The sequence below is a fragment of the Bradyrhizobium sp. AZCC 2262 genome (assembly GCF_036924535.1).
In the GTDB taxonomy this organism is placed as follows: domain Bacteria; phylum Pseudomonadota; class Alphaproteobacteria; order Rhizobiales; family Xanthobacteraceae; genus Bradyrhizobium.
The window spans coordinates 7554191-7575015 of record NZ_JAZHRT010000001.1 but is presented as its reverse complement, the minus strand read 5'-3'; the positions used below and the strand labels follow the sequence as shown (position 1 = coordinate 7575015).

The following is a 20825-nucleotide window of genomic DNA, read 5'->3' as shown; positions in this document are numbered from 1 at the left end:
GGATGGGCAGGTGCGGGGTTATTGAATAGTGTTGCCAGGTTCCTCTGACAAAAAATTCCGGGAGAAAAAGATGAAGTCGGGATTGTTAGCCGCCGTTGCGGTGGGTGGGCTTTTGCTCGCCGCGCCGGCATCGGCGCAGGGCGTCAAAATCGGTATTCTGAACGACCAGTCCGGGGTCTACGCCGATTACGGCGGCAAATGGTCGGTCGAGGCCGCCAGGATGGCGGTCGAGGATTTTGGCGGCGAGGTGCTCGGTCACAAGATCGAAGTCATCTCCGCCGACCATCAAAACAAGCCGGATCTTGCCAGCGCCATCGCGCGGCGCTGGTATGAGGTCGAAGGCGTCGACATGATCACGGAGTTGACGACGTCGTCCGTCGCGCTCGCGATTCACGATCTCTCGAAGCAGATGAAGAAGATCGACATCGTCGTCGGAGCGGCGACCTCACGCCTCACCGGCGACGCCTGCCAGCCCTGGGGCTTCCACTGGGCCTACGACACGCACGCACTGGCGGTCGGCACGGGTGGTGCGCTGGTGCAAGCCGGCGGCGACACCTGGTTCTTCATGACCGCGGACTACGCCTTCGGCTACGCGCTCGAAAAGGACACCGGCGATCTCGTCAAGGAAAAGGGCGGCAAGGTCGTTGGCTCGGTGCGCATTCCCCTCAACTCGTCGGACTTCTCGTCCTTCCTGCTGCAGGCGCAAAGCTCGAAGGCCAAGATCATCGGTCTGGCCAATGCCGGCCTCGACACCACCAACTCGATCAAGCAGGCGGCCGAGTTCGGTATCGTCAAGGGCGGCCAGAAGCTTGCGGGACTGTTGCTGACGCTGGCCGAAGTCCACGGCCTCGGCCTTGAGGCGGCCCAGGGCCTGGTGCTGACGGAAGGCTATTACTGGGATCGCGACGACAAGAGCCGCGACCTCGCCAACCGTTTCTTCAAGCGCACCGGCCGCATGCCGAACATGATCCAGGCAGGTACCTACTCGGCGACGCTGGCGTATCTGAAGGCGGTCAAGGCGGCAGGTACCAAGGACACCGAAGCGGTCGCCAAGAAGCTGAAGGAGCTTCCGGTCGACGACGATTTCGCGCAAGGCGGCAAGGTGCTCGAAAACGGCCGCATGGTGCACGACCTCTATCTGTTCGAGGTCAAGAAGCCGTCGGAATCGAAGAAGCCGTGGGATTACTACAAGCAACTCGCCGTGGTTCCCGGCGACAAGGCGTTTCCGGCGGCCAAAGACTCAGGTTGCCCGTTGGTGAAGTAGGTTTCTCGGTCGTCCCTGCCTTGTGCGCAATCGCGCACTTGGCGCAGGGACCCATAACCACAGACGCTCGTTGTTAAAACGAGCGTCTGATATTCTGCTTCATCGATCCGCCGCGGCGTATGGGTCCCTGCGTTCGCAGGGACGACGTGGGGGTAGATCTCGCTCTATCCTCACGCATGCACCAGCCGCCACACGATGGCGCCAATCGCTCCTACCCATAGTGCGATCGCCACCAGCGCCTGGATCGCAAAGCCCCGGCTACGGTCCTTGACCGCTCTGGCATAGCCGAACACGTAGAGAATGCGCCCGATCACCCAGACCAGCCCGATTGCGGCCGCGATACCGTCGCCGATATAGATCGCGAACAGCCACAGCGAGGGCAGGAAGATCGGCATCCATTCCAGCGTATTCATCTGCGCGCGAAATACCCGCTCGAAATCCGGATTGCCCGAAATGGCCGGCAGCTTGACGCCGAATTTGCCGCGCGCCCGCGACACCAGGATGGACGAGTAGAAGTAGACCAGGACCGCCAGCAAGGTGACGAGCGCGGTGAAATGGTACATCGCTGAAATTCCCCTGTTTCGTGCGAGCGCTTAATAGCCCGTCATTTCCAGATAGCCCATCCCCGTATGACTGCCTGCAAAGCGGATCGGGCCTTCCCAATAGGGAAAGCTGGTGCCCATCCAGCTCCTCGGATTGAGCGGCCTGCATTCGATCGCCAGCGCCATTTTCGCAATCGCGATGCGCCATGCCGTCGGGATCTTGCGTCCTTCGATCTCCGTGACGGTCAGCGGGGTCATGACGATGTCTTCGGAGCCGAGTATTTCGGCGGTGCCGTCGGGCGCAATCCATTTGCCGGAGCCGTAATGCTGGCCGTCGGTCTGGCGCATCCGGTACAGCATCAATTTGTCGCCCGCGTTGAAATGCAGCGAGAGCCAGTCCCATCCGCTTTGATCGGCGGCCAGCGGCTGGCTGCTCCACTCGCGATCGAGCCAGGCCAACCCGGTGACGTCGACAGGCGTGTCGTCAATGGTGAGAATGCCCTTCGCCGTATAATGCGGCTGGCTGTAATAATAGGAGGCCTGTTCGCGCAGCGATTTGCGACTGTAGCCGCCGTCGCCCTGCAGCACCAGCGGGCGATCCGCGTCGAGGCGCAGCGCGTAGCTGAAATCGGCACCCGATGCTTTCAGCTCACAGGGTGCGATATTGTCGTCGTTGACAGGCTCGAGCCCACGCATCTCCCAGGCATCGATCAAGGCGTGAAACGGCTTTGCATCGACGCCGGCCTGCCCGATCCCGCCGCGCGCGAACGCTTGGGCGACGCGATGGGTATCGGCGCGGGTGACGGCGGCATGGCCCATCCAGATTTGCTGGTTGGCCCAGCCCTCCTGCGGGCCGCCCGCCGCAATCGCCTGGCGAAACAGCGTCCATTGAGCGCCATAGGCCGCGCCGCTGCTGTCTGCGAGATTGGCCGTCACATACCACCACTCGATGCGAAATTCCGGATGCGGCCCGTGGTCGGCGGGAAATGCGAATGTCCTGCCGGGCACGACCGACGCAAATCCATCCGCGCTTTCGCCAAGCCCGGCGAAGCCTTGCGCGAGCGCCTTGCCGCCGAGTCCTGCGAGCAGCGTGCCGCCGATGAAGGCGCGGCGGGTGATCGTGCCGCTACCTTTCATTGGCGAAGATCCTGATCAGGCTTGCCGGCTGCATGCGCGCCAGCCTGATGACGGGGAGCGCAGATGCGGCAAGCGCCGCCGCCATCGCGACGCCGGTCAGCCACAGCAGTTGCAGCGGAAAGACGTGAAACGGTAACCGCCAGCCGAACGCCTTGACGTTGACGACCGCAAGCAGACACCACGCGACCAGCAGACCGAGCGGAAGCGCGAAGATGGTGGTGATCAGCGCCACCGACATCGTCTTGAGAAGTTCGATCGCCGCGAGCTGCCGCCGCGTGATGCCGATCGCCCATAGCGGCGCCAGTTGCGGCAGCCGGGAATTGGCAAGCGTCAGCAGGCTCGTCAGCAGCGCGACGCCGGCGACGCCGAGCGTGAATGCGTTCAGTGCGGCGGTCACTGAAAAGGTACGGTTGAAGATCCGGGTCGATTCCGCCTTCATCGTCGCCTGATCGGCGACATTGCGGTCGTCGAGCGCAAATTTTTCCTGCAATGCCGAGATCAGCGCCGGTATCTTGGGCGAGGCAACCCGCAATCCCATGCGCGTGAGTGGCACTTCCGGAAACCGCCGCGTCAGCGCGGCAAAATTCACCGCGATCTGGCCCTTGGGATTGCCGTAATCAGCATAGATGCCGACCACGTCGAGCGTCCAGTTTCCGCCTGACGCGGGGACTTCGATGCGGTCGCCGACGGAGAGGCGCAGCCGCCGCGCCAGCTGTTCGCTGACAAGCGCCGCATTGCCGGGACGAAGCTTGATCCAGGCATCCTCAGTCGACTGCAGCAGTGGCCAGTTGTCGCGATAGGTGGCGTGATCGGGCAGGCCCAGTACCTCGATCGGCGCCCCCGCCAATTGCGTATCGGCGCGGCCGCCCGGCAGCACCGCCTCGACCTCGGGGCGCTCGCGCAGCCACGCCTTGATCTCGACCGCCTGTGCGTCGTTGGCCGCATTGACATAGACGTCCGCCGCCAGCCGCCCGTCGAGCCAGACCAGAAAGGTGCGGCTGAAACTCTCGACCATGGTGGAGACGCCGACATTGACGGCAAGCGCAAGCAATAGGGCCATCAAGGCGAGCGACAGCCCGGAGAGCTGCTGGCGGCTGTCGGCCCAGAACCAGACGCTGACCGGGGCTCGCGCATAGCGCTGACCGAGCGACAGCATGAATTCCAGAAACATCGGCAGGATCAGCGCCGCGCCGAGCATCAGCGCCGCGAGCACGGCAAAGCCCGAAATCAGGGAATCACCGAACCAGAGCAGGCACGCCGCCGCCGCGAACGCCGCGAGCGCCAGCGCGCTCTGGTAGGTCAGCCAGCGCCGCTGCGCCTGTTGCCACGCGAAGGGCTGGGCGGTCGCGAGCAGCGGCAGACGTAGCGCCTTGGTCAGGCTGGCGGCGGCCGCAGCGAGCGCGCCCAGAATGCTGATGGCGATGCCGGCAATCCACCATTGCGGCTTGAGCGTCAGGTGTCCCGGAATCTGCGCGCCGTAGAGCCCGCGCAGCGAGGCGGCGACATCGGGCAGCAACGCGCCGGCGATGAAGTAGCCGCACACGAGACCCATCAGCCCTGCGATCAGCGCCAGCGACACCAGCTCGAGCACCAGCACGCCGTTGAGCATCCGCGCCGAGACGCCGCAGGCGCGCAAGGTCCGCAGCACCGGCAGCCGCTGTTCGAACGCAAGCCCGATCGCCGAATTGACGATGAACAGTCCGACAAAGAACGACAGCAGCCCGAACGCGGTCAGGTTCAGGTGAAAACTGTCGGTGAGGCGTTCGAGGTCGGTCTCCGCATCTGATACGATCAGGCGAAGCCTGTCGCCGGCAATGCTTTCAAGCGGCGCGCGCCTGCCCGCCGTCTTGCCGATCAGGAGGCGTGAGAGTTGATCCGGCATTTTGAGGAGGTTCTGCGCGATGCCGATGTCGACGACCAATACGCCGGGCACGAGATTGGACTGCACGCGAAGCGGCGGCAGCAACGCGCCGCCATTGGCCTCCGGGCGGGCGCCCTCCGCGAGCTTGAGGTCGGAAAGCGTTTCCGGCGCCACCAGCATCGCGCCCGGCGGCGTCATGAAGGATTGCAGATCCGCCTTGCCGATCGCAGGCGCGTTGCCGACTTCCGCGGGCAACGTCACCGGTTCGATGCCCAACAGCCGGAACGAGCGTCCCTCGATCTGGATCCGGCCTTCGAGCACCGGCGAGACCGGCCAGCCGGCGCGGCGCAAATCGACGAAGAGTTTTTGCGGAAAGCTCGCGCCGCTGCGGGCGACCAGCATGGCGGTGCGGGTGCCGCCAAACGTGGCTGCGGCGCGATCGTAGGAGGTACGTGCCTGCTGATTGAGCGCCTGCACGCCGCTCCATAGCGCGGTCGCCGAGATCAGTCCGATCAGCAAGGTCGCAAGCTGCATCGGATGCCGCCGCCAATGGCTCAGCAATACGGCCAGCGTCCACAGCGCGCGCTTCACGCGATCACCCCGGCATGGAGGTTGACCTTCCGGTCGAGCGTGGCGGCAAGCCTTTCGCTGTGGGTCACCATCAGAAAACCGCAGCCGCTGCGCGCCACCAGATCGCGCGCCAGCGCCAGCACCTCGTCCGCGGTATCCTCGTCGAGATTGCCGGTCGGCTCGTCCGCCAGCAGCAGCAGCGGCTTTACCGCCAGTGCCCGGCCGATCGCGACGCGCTGCTGCTGGCCGCCGGACAATTGCTCGGGATAGCGTTTGAGGAAATTGCCGAGTCCGAGCCGCTCCACCAGTTCGTGGTGCCAGGCCGGATCGTGACGGCCGGCAATGCGCGACTGGAAGACGAGATTGTCCTCCACCGTGAGACTCGGAATCAGGTTGAATTGCTGAAACACCAGGCCGAGCCGGTCACGGCGCAATTCCGCGCGCCCGGCGTCGCTGAGTTCGGAAACCTGTGCATCGGCCAGCCTGATCTCGCCGCCATCGGCCGCATCAAGGCCAGCGATCAAGTGCAAGAGCGTACTCTTGCCGCTGCCGGATTCACCCGTCAGCGCGACGCTCTCGCCGGCTGCGACCGTCAGGTTCACCCCGCGCAGCACTGCGACTTCTTCGCCGGCCGCGCGGTAGCTCTTGGTCAGGCCGGTCACGTGAAGCACCTGGCCGGTCACGCTGGGATTGCCGTTGGTCATGCGCGACGATGGACTGATCTGACCATGAAAATCCCCTGACGTGATGGCGTGCAACATATCAGGGCACGTGCCCGGGATCACGGCCTCAATCGCGCCGCGACGTGATCGTGATCCGGTTATGGCACGCGCCCGCCCTGGCAGCCGCAGTTGCGTTGCGGGCGCTTCACGGAAAAATCCGGGTTGCCTTGCCCGCGACCCCCCTTGTACCATTGGAACCGGCCGATCCTACAGAGCCAGCAAAGATAAACGGGGAAACCAGCCATGACCGCGCAACCGACGCCGAAGGGTGCCTGGAAAATCACCTTCCTGCTGTTCCTGTTCATGCTGGTGAATTTTGCCGACAAGATCGTGGTCGGCCTTGCCGGTGCGCCGATCATGGACGAGCTGAAGCTTTCGCCGGAGCAGTTCGGCTTCCTCGGCTCGTCGTTCTTCTTCCTGTTTTCGATTTCGGCCATCGTCGTCGGCTTCATCGTCAACCGCATCGACACCCGCTGGGTGCTGCTCGTGATGGCGGTGATCTGGTCGCTGGCGCAGTTTCCGATGGTCGGCACCGTCAGCTTCACCACGCTCCTGATCAGCCGCATCATCCTCGGCGCTGGCGAGGGACCCGCGTTCTCGGTGGCGGCGCATGCGATCTACAAATGGTTTCCCGACGAGAAGCGAACGCTCCCCACCGCCATTCTCTCGCAGGGCTCGGCGTTCGGCGTGATCCTCGCGGTGCCGGCGCTGAACTGGATCATCGTCAATCATAGCTGGCACTATGCGTTCGGCGCGCTCGGCGTGGTCGGCCTGATGTGGACCGTGGCATGGCTCGTGATGGGCAAAGAGGGCCCGCTGGTGCAAACGGTTGCGATGGCCACCGCCGATCCGCGCGTTCCCTATTTCCAGCTTCTGACCTCGCGGACGTTTATCGGCTGTTGCGCCGCGACCTTCGGCGCCTATTGGGCGCTGTCGCTCGGATTGACCTGGTTCACGCCGTTCATCGTCAAGGGATTAGGTTTCTCGCAAAAGGACGCGGGCTGGATTTCCGTTCTGCCCTGGGTGTTCGGCGCGGCCATCGTGCTGCTGACGGGGTGGATATCGCAGGTGATGTTGACGCGTGGCTACACCACGCGCGGCGCGCGCGGCGTGCTCGGATCTGTTCCGCTGATCATTGGTGGATTGATCCTTGCGGTGATGCCGCATGTCGACGGTGCAGGGTTGCAGATCGCGTTCCTCGTGGTCGGCTCCGGGCTGTGCGGATCGATCTACGTCGTGTGCCCGCCGATGCTCGGCGAATTCACGCCGGTCCGGCAGCGCGGCGCCGTGATCGCGATCTATGGCGCGATCTATACGCTGGCGGGGATGATTGCGCCGTCGGTGATGGGCGTCGTGATCCAGAATGCGGCGGTGCCGCTCGACGGCTACATGACCGGCTTCACCATCAACGCGGTGGTGATGGCGGCGTCGGGGCTGCTCGGGCTGCTGCTGCTCTGGCCGAACACCGAGCGCGCAAGGCTGATGGGTGAGACGGTGGTAGAGCCGAAGTTCGCGTGACGTAATGGCGCGCTACCGGCTTCATTGCATTGGCGCCTCCGGCAACTCGTACAAGCTGGCGCTCTATATGAATTGCGCCGGCCTCGACTGGGAGCCGGTGGGGGTGGATTTTGCCGGCGGCCAGACCCGCGATCCAGGCTGGCGGGCAACTACGAACGCGATGGGCGAGGTCCCGGTGCTCGAAGTCGACGGGCAGCTCATGTCGCAGTCGGGCGCGATCCTGATCTGGCTCGCGGAAACCACCGGCAAGTTTGCGCCAGCCGCTGACCAGCGATACGAGGCCTTGCGCTGGATCATGTTCGATAATCACAAGTTCACGAACAACCATGCGATGCACCGGTTTCAGAGGTCATTCATGCCGGAGCCGGTGCATCCGGCCATCCTGTCGTTCCTGCGCTCGCGCACTGAAGCGAGCTTCGCAATCGCCGAAAAACATCTCGCCGATCGCGCCTTCATGCTCGGCGACAAGCCGACCATCGTGGATTTTTCCCTGGCGGGATATGTGTATTACCCCAAGGAGGAAACCGGCTTCGACATCGCGGCGGATTTTCCGGCGCTCCATGCCTGGCGCGAGCGCCTCGCGGCGCTACCGGGCTGGCAACCGCCCTACGAACTGATGCCGGTGGGCTCGCGGCTGCCGGTGCGTATGGCCTGAACTTGGCACTCGCTGCTGGCCGGCGCCCGATGGCCTGATCGAACAGCGTCCATTCCGCTCGAGATGTACAGCCGACATTTTCCGCCGGTTGATCGCGCCATGCCGTCCTAGACATTACCGCAAGATCGAGTTATCAATCAAGGGTTGCAGTATTGGATCGCTTCGGCGCTTGAATGAATGAGCCGGAGGCGCGCGCTTCCGATCCATGACGTTTTTTCTGCTCCGAGGGTGCTGACGCGGATTTGCTTCGGCGGAGAAGTTGACTGCCGAAATTGCGGCCCGTTCAGCGGTGCCTCGGCAGGCTGGTGGGCAATATTTTCAGGACCATAATTTTCAAGACCATAATTTTCAGGTCCATGGCGGGTGCTACAGCTCGAAAATCCTGTTCCGGGAGAGAATTCAAATGGCCAAGAAGGCAGGTTCATCAAAGGCGGGCAAGCCGCGCGGTGGGAAGGTAACGCCGTTGCGATTTGCCCAGCCGTTCTTCACAACGACGCCCGTTGCGGCGCGAAACGTCAGTTCGGCGACAAACACGAGGAGCATGGCAGCGTTCGCTGCGCAAAAACTGGGTCGCATTCCTCCGCCCACCCGCGACCCGGTCATAGACTTGAAGGACATCATAGGTCAGCCGGGAGTCACCGAAATCCAACATGCCGGTGCCATCAAGCTTCACGCCATCGGCGATTCCGGCCGGGCTGGAGGAGACATCGTGCCGCAGGAGCACGTGTCCGACGCGATGAAGGAAGATTACGACCCGGCAAACCCGGGAAAAAGTCCCGCGTTGCTCATTCATCTGGGAGACGTGATTTACGGGCATGACAAGGCCAAATTGTATCGCGACGAGTTCTATCGCCCCTATATGAAATATCCCGGAAAGATCATCGCGATTCCCGGCAATCATGACGGTGAGACGTTCAAGGGCACGGATCCGGTGTCGCTGCGGGAATTCCTCGCCAATTTTTGTGCCCCAAGGGCGGTCGTCCCCAGTATCGCGGCGGATGTCCGCATATTCCGGGAGACGATGACGCAGCCCGGGGTCTACTGGATGTTGTCGGCGCCCTTCGTGAACGTCATTGGCCTCTATTCCAATATCGCTGAAGGTCCCGGAAATCTGCTGGGCGCAGGCGGGGATGACCGGCAGATCAAATGGCTGACAAAGACCCTGAAGGGCCTCAAGCAATCCGGGGACAAGAAAGCGCTTGTGATCGCGACGCACCATCCTCCCTTCAGTTCCGGAGGACACAGTCCGAGCAAGGAAATGCTCACCCAGATTGACAATATCTGCATCGCCGCCGGCGTCGCGCCGCACGCGATGCTGGCTGGTCACTCGCATAACTATCAGCGCTACACGCGAACCGCCAGCTTGGGCGGCGCGCCGGTGCAAATACCCTATGTTGTAGCAGGCTGCGGTGGACACGCGGCGTCAACCGTAGTCGCGGCTAACGGGCAACATATGGGCGAAACAATCTTCGAAAAATCACTAAGGGGGTTTGGCTACCTGACCGTAACGGCTACCGCCACGCAGCTCGTCATTGCGATGACGGAGACCACCGACGGTGTGAAGAAGCCATTTGATAAAGTCACGATCGGTATTTCGGATCACAGCGTGACATGAAGCTTTTAAAGCCCGGTCGAGATGCCCCGAACCTCGCAAGAGCGCTGTATTCTCCATTGCTTCGCAAATGGAAGAAATCAGGACCTCGTTTCGGGAGGAAAATTGACTCCCTAACCGGCCTAAGGCAGTTACCTTGGCAAGATTAATGACCCGCATGAACGGGCAGTGTAGCTAGCTCGCCGCCGCGCCGAACTCGGTCTTGCTGCCTTGCGTGCCGCGCACCAGTTTGCCCGGACGCGCGCCGGTGGCCTTGCCGCCGCGCTGCGTCACCACCCCGGAGACGATGGTGGCCTCGTAGCCGTCGACCTGTTGCATCAGGCGGCGGCCGCCGACCGGCAGGTCGTAATGCACTTTTGGCGGATGCAGGTGCAGGCGATCATAGTCGATCACGTTGACGTCGGCCTTGAAACCGGGCGCGATCACGCCGCGATCGTAGAGGCCGACCGAGAGCGCGGTCTTGCGCGACTGCGCCGCCACCACGAACGGGATCGACAGTTTCTCGCCGCGGCTGCGGTCACGCGTCCAGTGCGTCAATAGATAGGTCGGGAAGCTGGCGTCGCAGATGATGCCGCAATGCGCGCCGCCGTCGGAGAGGCCCGGCACGGCGCTGGGTTCGCGAAGCATCTCGTGCACGGCATCGAGGTTGCCGTCGGCATAATTCAGGAACGGCACGTAGAGCATGCCGCGGCCCTCGTCCGTCAGCATCGCGTCGTAGGCGAGTTCTTCCGGCTGCCGACCTTGGCGGCGGGCTTGCGGGCCAAGCGCATTTTCCGGCAGCTGCTCGTAGTCCGGGGGATTACCGAGCAGATACATCTTGTCGTAGTTCGGCCGGAAGAACAGCGGGTCGTCGGTCGCCGTCGCCGTCTCGCTCAGGATGGCGGCGCGCACTTCGGGCCGGCGCAAATGCGTCAGCCGCTCGGCCAGTGGCAGCTTGGCGATCGCGCGATAGCTCGGATGGGTCTGGAACGGGTTGCGCGACAATTCGAGCCCAAGCAGCAGCCCGACGGGACGCGCGGCAATCTGTGTCGTGATCGACAGCCCACGGGCCGCGGCTTCATTGATGGTGTCCATCGTCTGGCGCCAGCGTCGCGGCGCCTTGTCGGCCTGGGCTACGGAAAACGAGATCGGGCATCTGGTATTCTGGGCGACCCGCAGCATCATCGGCAGATCTTCGTGCACGGTGCTTTGGTCGAGCACGAATTGCAGCACGCTGCGGCCGACGCCGTGCATCGCGGCCGCAATCGCGGTCAATTCATCTTCGCCCGCTTTCAGCGTCGGCGTGTAGTCGCCCGTCGAGGTGCGGTGGTTGAGGGTGCGCGAGGTTGAGAAGCCCAGTGCGCCTGATCGCACGGCGTCTCCGGCGAGCGCCGCCATCGCCTTGTTGTCCTCAGGCGTTGCGGGATCGCGCCGCGCGCCGCGCTCGCCCATCACGTACACACGCAAGGCCGCGTGCGGCAGTTGCGCGCCGATATCCATGTCGAAGCTTCGCTTCGACAGCCACTCCATGTAATCCGGAAAACTCTCCCAGGCCCAGGGAATGCCGGCGCTCAGCACCGGCTCGGGAATATCCTCGACGCCTTCCATCAACTGGATCAGCCTGAAATGATCGGCCGGGCGGCATGGCGCAAAACCGACGCCGCAATTGCCCATGATCGCTGTGGTGACGCCGTTCTGCGACGAGGGCGTGATGTCCTGGCTCCAGGTGACCTGGCCGTCATAATGGGTGTGGACGTCGACAAAGCCGGGCGCGACCAGTTTGCCCTTGGCGTCGATTTCTTCCTTGCCCTTCGCGGCAACCTTGCCGACTTCGGTGATGCGGCCACTGGCGATCGCCACATCGGCTTCGAACAATTCGCTACCCTTGCCATCGGCAACGGTGCCGCCGCGGATCACGAGGTCGGGGGTCGAGGTCATGGCTTCCATCCCGGTTCTGGTCTTGTTGGCGCATCATCCGACGTCTCCCCGTACAGTCAACCGCCGGGGATGAGGCTCAGGAATGCATCAACGCGTTTTCGAGCGAAGCCCGCCCTCGGACTTGATCCGGGGGTGGGTACCAATTCGCGTGAAAGAAAACGCGTAAAAATGGAAACCAGGGTTTACGTCCTGGCGGGTTCCGCCGGCTTGCGGTCGGTGACCAGCGCCAGCAGCACGGTCAGCACCATGAAGGCGACAGACGTGCCGAACACCCAATGTGGCAGGTTCTGGTCCATGATCCAGCCGAACAATAGCGGGCTGAGAATGCCGCTGAAATTGAAGCCGGTGGAGACGATGCCGAAGGCGCGGCCCGCCGCGCCTGCCGGTGCGGCGTTGCGGACCAGCATGTCGCGCGATGGCGCGATGACGCCGCCGAGGAATCCGGCCAGGCCCATCGCGGCGGTCAGCACGGCCGACGGCAGGTTGATCGTCGCAATGACTGAGATGATCACGGCGTTGATCGCAAAACACGCGGCGGCGACATTGCCGTGCCGCCGGGTGCGGTCGGCGAGATAGCCGCCGGCCAGCACGCCGACGGCGCTTGCGCCGAGAAAGGCAGTCAGCGCGATATTGGCCGCCGAGAATGTCACGCCATAACCGCTCATCAGCGCGACCACGCCGAAATTGCTGATACCGGCATTGGACAGGCCGAGCAGCATGAAGAAGATCGTCAGCACGATGAGGGCGGGCGTGACGACGCTCTGCTGCGCTGCCGGTGTGCCTTCGGTCTTGCGATCAGCCGAACTCGCATCGGGAATTCCGACCGCGATCAATAGCAACGCCACCACTGGGCCCACCGCGCCGGCTACCATCAGCGCGCCGAGGCCGCCGATAGTCGCCACCAGCGCGGCCATGATTGCGGGCGCCACCGCGCCGCCGAGGAAACCCGCAAAGGTGTGGACCGAAAACGCGCGGCCCATCCGCGCTTCGTCCATGTGCGTCGACAGGATCGCATAGTCGCACGGGTGATAGACGCTGTTGGCAAGGCCGAGGAGCGCGGCGCAGACGATCAGCGAGGCGTAGCTCAAATGCAGGCCGAGCATGATCAGCGCGAGGCCGCCGAGGGTGAGCCCGATCAGCAGGACTTTGCGCGCGCCAATATGGTCGGCGATATAGCCGATCGGCGCCTGCGTCAGGCCGGAGACGACGCCGAACACGGTCAGCGCGAAACCGAGTTCGATATAGCGCGACGCCGAGTTGCTGCTTCAGGAAAGGAAACAGCATCGGCAGCACGAACAGATGGAAATGGCTGACCCAATGGGCGACCGAAATCGCAGCCAGCGTACGCAGCGAAGCGTCCGCTTTGCCTTGTTGCGGTGCGGCTAGAACGTCGACCATGTCAGCTCAAAACCCCGTAGTTTTTACGGCCCGGCCGGGCGCTGGTGAAAATATAGGCCAAGCGTTATTTGTCCATGAATAGAGCTGCATGGCTGCCCCTGCGGAGGGCAGGGCCGCGCAAAATGCGTCAGTGAAACAGGAAGACAAAGGCACGCCGGCACGGCAAGGATCGGACATTGCCTGATCCCTTAAAACCGCCCCGCGTTCTCGCTTCCGAGGGTTCCAGCACCTCGGCCCGCGAGGCCATCACGTTTCTGGTCTGTCGGGCGATTACGTCGAGGTCTGCGATCCCTCGCCATGGTGCCTTTCGCGGTACTCGCGGCTGGTCAGCAAATTTCACCGTTGCCCGGGATTGCGCGATGATCCCGCCGGCTATTTGGTCTTCATCGAGCAGCGGCACCTGGTTCATACGCAGCGCCGACGATCTCGAAGGCGAGCTTTGCGCCGTGCCCGCCATCTATCCTCGACTGTGATCCTGAATGGTGAGCACGCTTCCGCCTTCGCGCTTCGAGCTACGGCGGACGAGTCGCTTTGCGAACCCTACGAAGTGCTAGCCGTTACAACGGTTCATCATCATTGCCCGTGTGATCGTGCTTCGGCGTGGCGATATCGCCGTCCTCGTAGTCGTCATCCTCGGCCGGCGCACGCTCCGGCTCCTTCGGTTTATCCTTCGCCGGCTTCGGAGGCTCGTTTTTCCTGCGCGTTCCGCCCATGTGATGCCTTTTCCGTCGGATGAATCGACGTTGCTCTGCATGCCGATTCGGAGTATCGGCATGATCTCAATCTGATCGAGTTTGGCCGGCATGTTAGCGCCGGTCGCAGGAACTTTCCTGCCCTTTTTGCGGCGTTCAGTCCAAAAGGGCCTTCACACGGAGCAAGCATGAAGAAGCCCCGCCCTGCGGCGGACGAACCGCAGCCGCGCAAAACCATCCGCGCCGACAAGGCGCCGACCAGCGGTTACTCGCTGGTGGTGGACGGTCATTTCAAATCGCATCACGAGACGGTCGAGGCTGCCGAAGAGGCTGGCATGGCCTTGAAGAACAAGTTTCAGATGCTTCAGGTTCAGGTCTACGATGCCGAGAACAAGACGCGTTCGATGATCGATTGGCCGGGGCCGGCGTAACGCTGCGAAGATCTCAGGTTCGCCGTCCGCCGTTCTGCTGGCTCGCCAGCCAGTCGGACAAGGCCACCGGCTTCTCATCCGGCCGCTTGGCGCTTGCATGCGCTTTCTTTGCGGTCCTCGCGGCGGGAGCACGTTGCGGCTCGGCCGCCTCGCGCGCGAGCCGCAATGCTTTCAGCTTCGCCATATTGTCGAGCACAGCCTTGGCGGTGGCGTCGCGTTCGGCCTTGCCGGATCTCGCGTCCTGGGCGGCCCTTGCCGCCTTGTCGGCGCGAGCCTGGGCGCGATCACGATCTTCTTTCGTCATTTCAGGTCAGCCTCTTTTCGCGGCTCTGGTCTTGGCTTTGCTTTTGACCGCCGGTTCCGGCGGGTTTTCGCGGTCGGCCGCTTCCTTCGCCAGACGGAGCGCGCGCAACTTCTCGGTCCGCTTTCGGATCGCGACGTCGGCGGCGGCGATCTCGGCCATCGCCTTGATGCCTTCGACTTCCTGGGCGCGCTTGCGATTGAGCCGGATCTCTTTCAGTTCGGCGGCACTCTTCGGCTCATCATCCATGTCATACCTCTGAAATCACGACAGATATCGTCAGGCGGTCTTGGGCGCGGTTTACCACGGATCGGGGCCCAGAGGACGTTATTTTCGGTCGAAAAAGCCCCACTTTCTTGTCAAATCAGCCCTCATGATGAAGGTCCGCCTCGTCGTCGGCCTCCTCGGGGGCTCCCTGATCGAAGCTCGCGAGCCAGGCGCTGAGCGCCTCTGACGCATGTCCCTGCGACTTCATCTGCCGCAACGCAATGCGGACGCTGATCCGGCCGCGGCGGTCACTGGCCACCGCCGTGGGCGGCTCTCCGGCCAGCACCGCGTCGACCACGCGCCGCTTGGTCGCAAGGGCTGCGGGATCGCCGCACGCAGCCATCATCTGCTGAAAGGCATCATGGTGCGCGGCCTCGATGGCCGCGGCGATCATCGCGGCCTGCGGAATGGAAGCGATTCAGGCATGAAAAAGCATTCTCGCGGGCAATGCCAAAGGAGAATACCGTCTTGTCAGGCAGGACAAGCCGGACCGGCCATTCCGGTCAGAACGTTGCGCCGGCCCTCACCATGTAGGTGCGTCCGGGCAGCGGATAGGCCGCGAAGCGGCCCGGCGTGAACGTGCTGGCGATGGCATAGTCGTAGTACTGCGCATCGAACAGGTTGATCACGCTCACCGACCAGAAGAAGTGTTCGTAAGCCCCACTCAGTTTCAGGTCGACGGTAGCGTCGGCCGGAATACGCCGCTGGGTGTTCGCCTGGTCGTTGTCCATGAAGCGCTCGCTCCAGGCGCGCAGGGTCGCGTCGAACACCAGATAGTTCTGCCAGATGTTCCAGGTCACGCCGCCGCTTCCCGTATAGCGCGATACCAGCGGCACGTCGTTGCCCGCGAACGCACCCTCGCGGAAGACAGCGCGCGTATAGGCCATGCCACCGCGGAGCGTCACGGTGTCGCTGACGCGCAGCGCGGCGCTGGTCTCGGAGCCGTAGCGGCGCGTGGGATCGAGATTGACGTTGTAGAACAGCACGGGATTGAAATGGATCTCGTTCTCAAGATCCATGGCGTAGACGCTGGTCTGCACCTGGAACAGGTTGGTCTTGACGCGGAAGCCGCCTTCGATGTCGTGCGAGGTCTGGGTCTTGAGCTGGAAATTCTGCGACAAGGATAAGCCCGTCAAGGGATCGAATGACGGGCCCGTCAGCACGCGCTCATCCACGTCTGGGGTGCGGAACGCCTGTGCGGCGCGACCGAACACCGAGAAGGTGTTCGTGAATCGATGCTCGAGACCGATGTGAAGCGCGTAGTTGGTCTCGCTGCTGTCCAGCGGTGTGGCCTGTGCATCGAACGCGAACGGCGCGGTGGGGTCGTAGCGATCCCGCGCCGAGACGCGCGTGTTCTGCGCCCGCGCGCCATAGGAGAAGTCGGTCGTCGGAAGCAGGCCGATCGTATGCATCCAGTAACCGGCCAGCGACTGCTGCGTGAGGTCGTAGATATGGATCGGCGGCACGCCCTTGAAGGCGCCGCGTTGCTGGTTGAACGTCGAATCGTAATAGTCGACGCCGGTCAGGATCGTTGAGGGCAACCCGAAGATTGTGTTCTTGACGCTCAGGCGCGGCGTGATTGACCAGGTCTGCAGGGCGGCATCGTTATAGGTCGACGCTAAGCTGATGGTCGGCACCGTGCCGAAGAAGCCGCTCTGCGTGTCCCTTTTCCGGTAGCCGCCGTCGACAATGAGATCAACCCCGTTCATCAGGGTCTTGGTGAAGCCGGTCGTTACGCTGGCCGTCTGCTGGTTCCCGTAGTCGAATGGTGTGCTGGTGCCCCTGCGGTTGGTCACCAACTCGTTCAGGCCGATCGACGGGTCGACCAACCTGCCGCCGGGGAAGCCAAGCTTCTGATCGCTGCCGGTGACGGTCAGGAACGCGGTGAGGTCCGGCGTTGTGTAGTTGATGTTGCCCACGCCGTTGCGTTGGTCGAGCGCATTATTGACCCGGTAGCCATCGGATTTGATGCCGTTGCCATAAAACGACGTCGACCACGGTCCCGAGTTCAGCGCCGCGGAGACATTGGCCATGCGCTGGTTGAAGGAGCCGTATCCGGCCTCGGCGCGCATGGCAACGGGTGGGCCGCCGACGCCATTCTTCAGGACGATATTGATGACGCCGCCGACCGCGTTGTCGCCGTAAAGCACCGCGCCACTATTGCCGCGCGTGATTTCGATGCGCTCGATCGAATCGCGCGGAATGGTCGAGAGATCGACCTGGGCCATGTCGACATCGTTGAGCCGGCGTCCGTTGATGAGGACGAGGGTATTGGCGGTGGCGAACGCGCCAAACCCGCGCAGATCGACCGACGTCTTGGCGCCGTTCACGCCGCCAAACAGGCTGGTCAACTGCACGCCCGGCACTTGCGCGATGATCTCGGGCAGCGTTTGGGCCGGCGAATGCGAAATCTCCTCCGCCGTGATTACGGTCGACGATGCGCCGACGATGCCGGAGAATTGCCGGACGCCGCTTCCGCCAGCGCCTTGCGAAGCACTTTGCGATGAGACGTTCGAGCCGGTCCCGGCTGCGGGTTGCGTGCCGGTCGACGGCGAAGCCGCCGGCACGACGCGGCGCGAGGTCGATGCCTCATCGTAGGTCGGTTTGGCGCGGGTCCGGTTCGGGTCGGTGGGCGAGGTTACCTCGATCGGCGGCAATTGCTCTGATGGCGCCTGCTGCGCCAGCGCGCCGGAAACGCCGAGCGATACGACGGGTATGAGAAAGCTGGAGGTAAGCCGGAAGCGCCGCTTCGCGGTTTCGATGTTGGAAGACATGGTTGTAGGCCTCGGTATGACGTCAGTGGCACGTCACAGCGAACCAAGTCTCACCATGTGCTTTGAACAGCCCAGGTGAAGCTAATGCCTGTACTCCCCGACCGACATCTTCGCGTGTGACCACGGCTGACGGCAGGTCTCCTGGCTCGCGGGTCGTTACCCATCGTCGCCTTCCCAGGACCGAGATTCCCAGTGGCCTTTGACGAAGGATTCGCCGCTCACAGTTGCGGGGGCAGCCGCGGAATTGGGGGATTTCCCCGCACCGCATTCCCTTTTGATCCCCAAAACGGGAACCGTCGGGAACTATGGTAGAAGTTCGTCAAAGTCCGAGTCAATCCGCCTTGGGCGCGCTCGCGGTCCTCACTGGACGAGTGCGCTATTTTTGCCGCATGAGGCACGCTTGCCTGAGCTCCTGTACCGGGGCGGGCAAAACTGCTTTAGGACGATCGATGAGCGTTGAGGCCGTAACTATCAGCAACGAGGATGCCGCGCGCCGGCGGATCGGCGCGACCGCGGCGCTTGCCGTCCTCGTTGTGCTGCTGGTGCTGATTTCGCTCGGCATCGGGCCGGTGCGGCTGTCGCCGCTTGCGGTGGCGGAAGCGCTGTTCGGCGGCGGCAGCGAGGTGTCGCAGGTGATCGTACGCGAAATCCGCCTGCCGCGGACGCTGCTGGCGCTGGCGATCGGCGCCATTCTCGGGCTGTCAGGCGCATCGCTGCAGGGCCTGTTGCGCAATCCGCTGGCATCGCCCTCGCTGTTCGGCGCGCCGCAATCGGCAGCTTTCGGCGCGGTGCTGGTGATCGCGCTGGGGTTGGCCGACGTGCGCTCCTATGCGCTGCCGGTCGCGGCGATCATCGCGGCGTTCGCGTCCGTTTTCGTGCTGCTTTCGATCGCCGGCCGCAATGCGGGGCTGCTGATCCTCATCCTGTCGGGCCTTGCGATTTCGAGCTTTGCGGGCGCTGCGACCGCGCTGGTGATGAACCTCTCCAGCAATCCGTTCGTGGTGCTGGAGATCGCGTTCTGGCTGCTGGGCTCGCTGGAAGACCGCAGCTTTCAGCATGTCATGCTGGCATTTCCGTTCATCATTGCCGGCGCGATCATGCTGTTCAGCCAGCGCCATGCCTTTCGCGCGCTGAGCCTCGGCGAGGAAACCGCGCAAAGCCTTGGCGTCGATGTGGGACGTTTGCGGCTGTTCGTGATTTCGGGCGTGGCGCTCGGCGTTGGCGGCGCGGTCGCCGTCACCGGCACCATCGGTTTCATCGGGCTCGTTGCGCCACACCTGATGCGGCCCTTGATCGGTCACGATCCCGGCCGGTTGCTGGTGCCGAGCGCGCTCACCGGCTCGGCGCTGCTGCTGGCGGCTGATATCGCGGTTCGTATCATCCCCTCGACATCGGACATCAAGGTTGGCGTGCTGACCTCGATCATCGGCGTACCGTTCTTCCTCTATCTGATCATGCGCGAACGCCGCGCGCTCGGCGGAGGCGTCGCATGAGCGAGGTGGCGCTCCTCACCGCGCGAGGGCTTGGTGTAACGCTCGCCGGCCGCGTCGTGCTGAACGACGTCTCGCTCGCACTGTCGCCGGGACATCTGGTGGCGCTGGTCGGGCCAAACGGCGCGGGCAAAACCACGCTGCTGCGGGCGCTGGCAGGATTGATCCCGTCCGAGGGCGAGATCGAAATCGGCGGCCACAAGCTGGCTTCGCTGCCGCTGCGCGAGCGCGCAAAACGCTTCGGCTATCTGCCGCAGGGGCATGTGGTGCACTGGCCACTGCCGGCGCGTGACATCGTGGCGCTTGGCCGCTATCCGCACGGCGCGACCGATCCGGCGCGGTTGTCACCTCGGGATGCGGAGGCGGTGCAGCGCGCGATGCAGGCGGTCGACGTCATCGAGTTCAGCGACCGCCGCGTCACGGAATTGTCCGGCGGCGAGCGCAGCCGCGTCGCGCTGGCCCGCGCCCTGGCGGTGGAGGCGCCTGCCATCCTGGCCGACGAGCCGACCGCCTCGCTCGACCCGCGGCACCAGATCGACGTCATGAAGAATTTACGCGCGACCGCCGACAAGGGTGTGCTCGTCATTGTCGTGACGCACGATCTCGGGCTTGCGGCGCGGTTTGCCGACCACGTGCTGGTGCTGCGCGAAGGGCGCCTGGTGTCGCAGGGCGCGCCGGTGGAGGCGCTGTCCGAGCATGTGATGGCTGACGTGTTCAGGATCTCGGCCTATCGCGCGGAATTCCAGCGCGAGGCGGTAATCGTGCCTTGGGCGGATATCTGATGCGACGGCGGCTGGCGTTTCCAGTTGCGATGCTCGCGCTTGTGTTGGCGGGCAGCACCGCGTCATCGGCCACTCTGCCGCGGCTGGTGTCGATGAATGTCTGCACCGACCAATTGCTGCTGACGCTGGCCGACCCCGAACAGATTCTGGGATTGAGCAGGTTTTCGCGGGACGGCTGGCAGTCGCAGGCGGGCGACATCAGCCGCTACCCGGTGTTGTCAGGAGGAGCCGAGGACGTGCTGCTCATCCGGCCCGACGTCGTCGTCGCCAGCGCGTTCGACAAGCGCTCGACGCGGGAGCTGTTGAAGGCCAAGGGACTTCGTCTCGCCGAACTCGCCGTGCCGCGAACCCTCGATGAAGCGCGGCAGCAGATCCGCGAAGCCGGCGACATCACAGGTCATCCCGATCGTGCCGCGGCGGAAATCGCGCGGCTTGACGCGGCGCTGGCGCGCGCCCGTCGCGCGGTCTCGGAACGGCATTATCGCGTGCTGCCATTGTCGCGGCGCGGCTGGGTGGCGGGCAGCGAAAGTTTTATCGGTTCGCTGCTGGCCGAAACCGGGCTGCGCAGCGCGGCCGGCGATTTCGGTTTTGCCTTCGGCGGCTTTGCGTCGCTGGAGGCGATCGTGAATCTGAGGCCGGACTTCATCGTGGTGTCGCAGGCCGGCGACACCGCGAGGGACGACGGCCAGGCATTCCTGCTGCATCCGGCGCTGGAGCGCTTCTATCCGCCGGAAAAGCGCATTGTGATTCCGGAGCGCATGACCGAATGCGGCGGCGTGCTGCTGGCGGACGCGCTCGATGCGCTGACGGCGGAGGTGAAGCGGGTAGGGCGGTAAGGTCCGGCCAAAATTATCTCGTCGTCCCTGCGAACGCTGGGACCCATACGCCGCGG

18 protein-coding genes, 1 pseudogene and 1 riboswitch are annotated in these 20825 nt (G+C 63.7%); of the genes and pseudogenes, 8 read left to right on the top strand and 11 right to left on the bottom strand.

The genetic code is table 11. The annotated features are described in order from the left end of the window. Positions 1 to 70 precede the first annotated feature (70 nt). The gene (locus V1283_RS35605) at positions 71 to 1264 is read left to right on the top strand and encodes an ABC transporter substrate-binding protein (protein WP_334391267.1); all 1194 of its coding nucleotides are present in this window, start codon (positions 71 to 73) and stop codon (positions 1262 to 1264) included. A 170-nt stretch (positions 1265 to 1434) separates the two neighbouring features. Here the strand turns inward: V1283_RS35605 and V1283_RS35600 are convergent, their stop codons facing one another. The 4 genes from V1283_RS35600 to V1283_RS35585 are packed head-to-tail and all read right to left on the bottom strand — an operon-like array spanning position 1435 to position 6078. Further along, positions 1435 to 1827 (bottom strand): MAPEG family protein, encoded by a 393-nt coding sequence (locus V1283_RS35600; protein WP_334391266.1) that lies wholly within the window; start codon positions 1825 to 1827, stop codon positions 1435 to 1437. A 30-nt stretch (positions 1828 to 1857) separates the two neighbouring features. Then, the gene (locus tag V1283_RS35595) at positions 1858 to 2943 is read right to left on the bottom strand and encodes a lipocalin-like domain-containing protein (protein ID WP_334391265.1); all 1086 of its coding nucleotides are present in this window, start codon (positions 2941 to 2943) and stop codon (positions 1858 to 1860) included. Then, on the bottom strand, positions 2933 to 5395 hold the full coding sequence (locus V1283_RS35590) for an ABC transporter permease (RefSeq protein WP_334391264.1): 2463 nt from the start codon (positions 5393 to 5395) through the stop codon (positions 2933 to 2935). Before V1283_RS35590 ends, V1283_RS35595 begins: the two co-directional genes overlap by 11 nt. Then, positions 5392 to 6078 (bottom strand): ABC transporter ATP-binding protein, encoded by a 687-nt coding sequence (locus V1283_RS35585; RefSeq protein WP_334393297.1) that lies wholly within the window; start codon positions 6076 to 6078, stop codon positions 5392 to 5394. Before V1283_RS35585 ends, V1283_RS35590 begins: the two co-directional genes overlap by 4 nt. A 261-nt stretch (positions 6079 to 6339) precedes the next feature. Between V1283_RS35585 and V1283_RS35580 the strand changes: the two genes are divergently transcribed. The 3 genes from V1283_RS35580 (at position 6340) to V1283_RS35570 (ending at position 9884) form a co-directional block, all read left to right on the top strand. Continuing rightward, the gene (locus tag V1283_RS35580; RefSeq protein ID WP_334391263.1) at positions 6340 to 7614 is read left to right on the top strand and encodes an MFS transporter; all 1275 of its coding nucleotides are present in this window, start codon (positions 6340 to 6342) and stop codon (positions 7612 to 7614) included. A 4-nt stretch (positions 7615 to 7618) separates the two neighbouring features. After that, positions 7619 to 8269 carry a glutathione S-transferase family protein gene (locus V1283_RS35575; RefSeq protein ID WP_334391262.1) on the top strand — a complete coding sequence of 217 codons (651 nt, stop codon included), beginning with the start codon at positions 7619 to 7621 and terminating at the stop codon, positions 8267 to 8269. A 403-nt stretch (positions 8270 to 8672) separates the two neighbouring features. Then, on the top strand, positions 8673 to 9884 hold the full coding sequence (locus V1283_RS35570) for a metallophosphoesterase family protein (RefSeq protein WP_334391261.1): 1212 nt from the start codon (positions 8673 to 8675) through the stop codon (positions 9882 to 9884). A 171-nt stretch (positions 9885 to 10055) separates the two neighbouring features. On the opposite strand, the gene V1283_RS35565 is transcribed toward V1283_RS35570, so the two are convergent. From V1283_RS35565 to V1283_RS35555, 3 genes and pseudogenes are all read right to left on the bottom strand, one after another. After that, positions 10056 to 11798, bottom strand: coding sequence for an N-acyl-D-amino-acid deacylase family protein (locus tag V1283_RS35565; RefSeq protein ID WP_334391260.1), 1743 nt, complete (start codon positions 11796 to 11798; stop codon positions 10056 to 10058). 182 nt (positions 11799 to 11980) lie between these two features. Continuing rightward, positions 11981 to 13196 (bottom strand): annotated as a pseudogene (locus V1283_RS35560) (MFS transporter). 557 nt (positions 13197 to 13753) lie between these two features. Then, positions 13754 to 13909 (bottom strand): hypothetical protein, encoded by a 156-nt coding sequence (locus V1283_RS35555; RefSeq protein ID WP_334391259.1) that lies wholly within the window; start codon positions 13907 to 13909, stop codon positions 13754 to 13756. 167 nt (positions 13910 to 14076) lie between these two features. Between V1283_RS35555 and V1283_RS35550 the strand changes: the two genes are divergently transcribed. Continuing rightward, positions 14077 to 14319: a hypothetical protein gene (locus tag V1283_RS35550; protein ID WP_334391258.1), complete on the top strand. Its 243-nt coding sequence runs from the start codon at positions 14077 to 14079 to the stop codon at positions 14317 to 14319. Between the two features lie 13 nt (positions 14320 to 14332). Here the strand turns inward: V1283_RS35550 and V1283_RS35545 are convergent, their stop codons facing one another. From V1283_RS35545 to V1283_RS35530, 4 genes are all read right to left on the bottom strand, one after another. Further along, positions 14333 to 14623: a hypothetical protein gene (locus tag V1283_RS35545; protein ID WP_334391256.1), complete on the bottom strand. Its 291-nt coding sequence runs from the start codon at positions 14621 to 14623 to the stop codon at positions 14333 to 14335. 6 nt (positions 14624 to 14629) lie between these two features. Next, a complete protein-coding gene (locus V1283_RS35540) occupies positions 14630 to 14869 on the bottom strand; it encodes a transcriptional regulator (RefSeq protein ID WP_334391255.1) in 240 nt (79 codons plus the stop codon). Between the two features lie 115 nt (positions 14870 to 14984). Continuing rightward, a complete protein-coding gene (locus tag V1283_RS35535) occupies positions 14985 to 15281 on the bottom strand; it encodes a DUF6925 family protein (RefSeq protein WP_334391254.1) in 297 nt (98 codons plus the stop codon). A gap of 109 nt (positions 15282 to 15390) precedes the next feature. Further along, positions 15391 to 17661 (bottom strand): TonB-dependent receptor, encoded by a 2271-nt coding sequence (locus tag V1283_RS35530; protein ID WP_334391253.1) that lies wholly within the window; start codon positions 17659 to 17661, stop codon positions 15391 to 15393. Between the two features lie 114 nt (positions 17662 to 17775). Beyond that, a riboswitch (cobalamin riboswitch) is annotated at positions 17776 to 17974 on the bottom strand. A 136-nt stretch (positions 17975 to 18110) separates the two neighbouring features. On the opposite strand from V1283_RS35530, the gene V1283_RS35525 reads away from it, so the two are divergent. From V1283_RS35525 to V1283_RS35515, 3 genes are read left to right on the top strand one after another with little or no spacing between them, the layout of a single operon-like run. Further along, positions 18111 to 19154, top strand: coding sequence for a FecCD family ABC transporter permease (locus V1283_RS35525; RefSeq protein WP_334391252.1), 1044 nt, complete (start codon positions 18111 to 18113; stop codon positions 19152 to 19154). Further along, positions 19151 to 19933, top strand: a complete 783-nt coding sequence (locus V1283_RS35520; protein WP_334391251.1) for an ABC transporter ATP-binding protein — start codon at positions 19151 to 19153, stop codon at positions 19931 to 19933. The genes V1283_RS35525 and V1283_RS35520 overlap by 4 nt, the downstream gene beginning before the upstream one ends. Beyond that, a complete protein-coding gene (locus V1283_RS35515) occupies positions 19933 to 20769 on the top strand; it encodes an ABC transporter substrate-binding protein (RefSeq protein WP_334391250.1) in 837 nt (278 codons plus the stop codon). The genes V1283_RS35520 and V1283_RS35515 overlap by 1 nt, the downstream gene beginning before the upstream one ends. The last annotated feature ends 56 nt before the right edge of the window (positions 20770 to 20825 follow it).

Coding starts and splice junctions, on each gene's coding strand:
- V1283_RS35515 (WP_334391250.1), top strand. CDS start 19,933: ATGCGACGGCGGCTGGCGTTTCCAGTTGCGATGCTCGCGCTTGTGTTG.
- V1283_RS35580 (WP_334391263.1), top strand. CDS start 6,340: ATGACCGCGCAACCGACGCCGAAGGGTGCCTGGAAAATCACCTTCCTG.
- V1283_RS35605 (WP_334391267.1), top strand. CDS start 71: ATGAAGTCGGGATTGTTAGCCGCCGTTGCGGTGGGTGGGCTTTTGCTC.
- V1283_RS35585 (WP_334393297.1), bottom strand. CDS start 6,078: ATGACCAACGGCAATCCCAGCGTGACCGGCCAGGTGCTTCACGTGACC.
- V1283_RS35600 (WP_334391266.1), bottom strand. CDS start 1,827: ATGTACCATTTCACCGCGCTCGTCACCTTGCTGGCGGTCCTGGTCTAC.
- V1283_RS35565 (WP_334391260.1), bottom strand. CDS start 11,798: ATGACCTCGACCCCCGACCTCGTGATCCGCGGCGGCACCGTTGCCGAT.
- V1283_RS35540 (WP_334391255.1), bottom strand. CDS start 14,869: ATGGATGATGAGCCGAAGAGTGCCGCCGAACTGAAAGAGATCCGGCTC.
- V1283_RS35555 (WP_334391259.1), bottom strand. CDS start 13,909: ATGGGCGGAACGCGCAGGAAAAACGAGCCTCCGAAGCCGGCGAAGGAT.
- V1283_RS35575 (WP_334391262.1), top strand. CDS start 7,619: ATGGCGCGCTACCGGCTTCATTGCATTGGCGCCTCCGGCAACTCGTAC.
- V1283_RS35595 (WP_334391265.1), bottom strand. CDS start 2,943: ATGAAAGGTAGCGGCACGATCACCCGCCGCGCCTTCATCGGCGGCACG.
- V1283_RS35525 (WP_334391252.1), top strand. CDS start 18,111: ATGAGCGTTGAGGCCGTAACTATCAGCAACGAGGATGCCGCGCGCCGG.
- V1283_RS35530 (WP_334391253.1), bottom strand. CDS start 17,661: ATGTCTTCCAACATCGAAACCGCGAAGCGGCGCTTCCGGCTTACCTCC.
- V1283_RS35545 (WP_334391256.1), bottom strand. CDS start 14,623: ATGACGAAAGAAGATCGTGATCGCGCCCAGGCTCGCGCCGACAAGGCG.
- V1283_RS35535 (WP_334391254.1), bottom strand. CDS start 15,281: ATGATCGCCGCGGCCATCGAGGCCGCGCACCATGATGCCTTTCAGCAG.
- V1283_RS35550 (WP_334391258.1), top strand. CDS start 14,077: ATGAAGAAGCCCCGCCCTGCGGCGGACGAACCGCAGCCGCGCAAAACC.
- V1283_RS35570 (WP_334391261.1), top strand. CDS start 8,673: ATGGCCAAGAAGGCAGGTTCATCAAAGGCGGGCAAGCCGCGCGGTGGG.
- V1283_RS35520 (WP_334391251.1), top strand. CDS start 19,151: ATGAGCGAGGTGGCGCTCCTCACCGCGCGAGGGCTTGGTGTAACGCTC.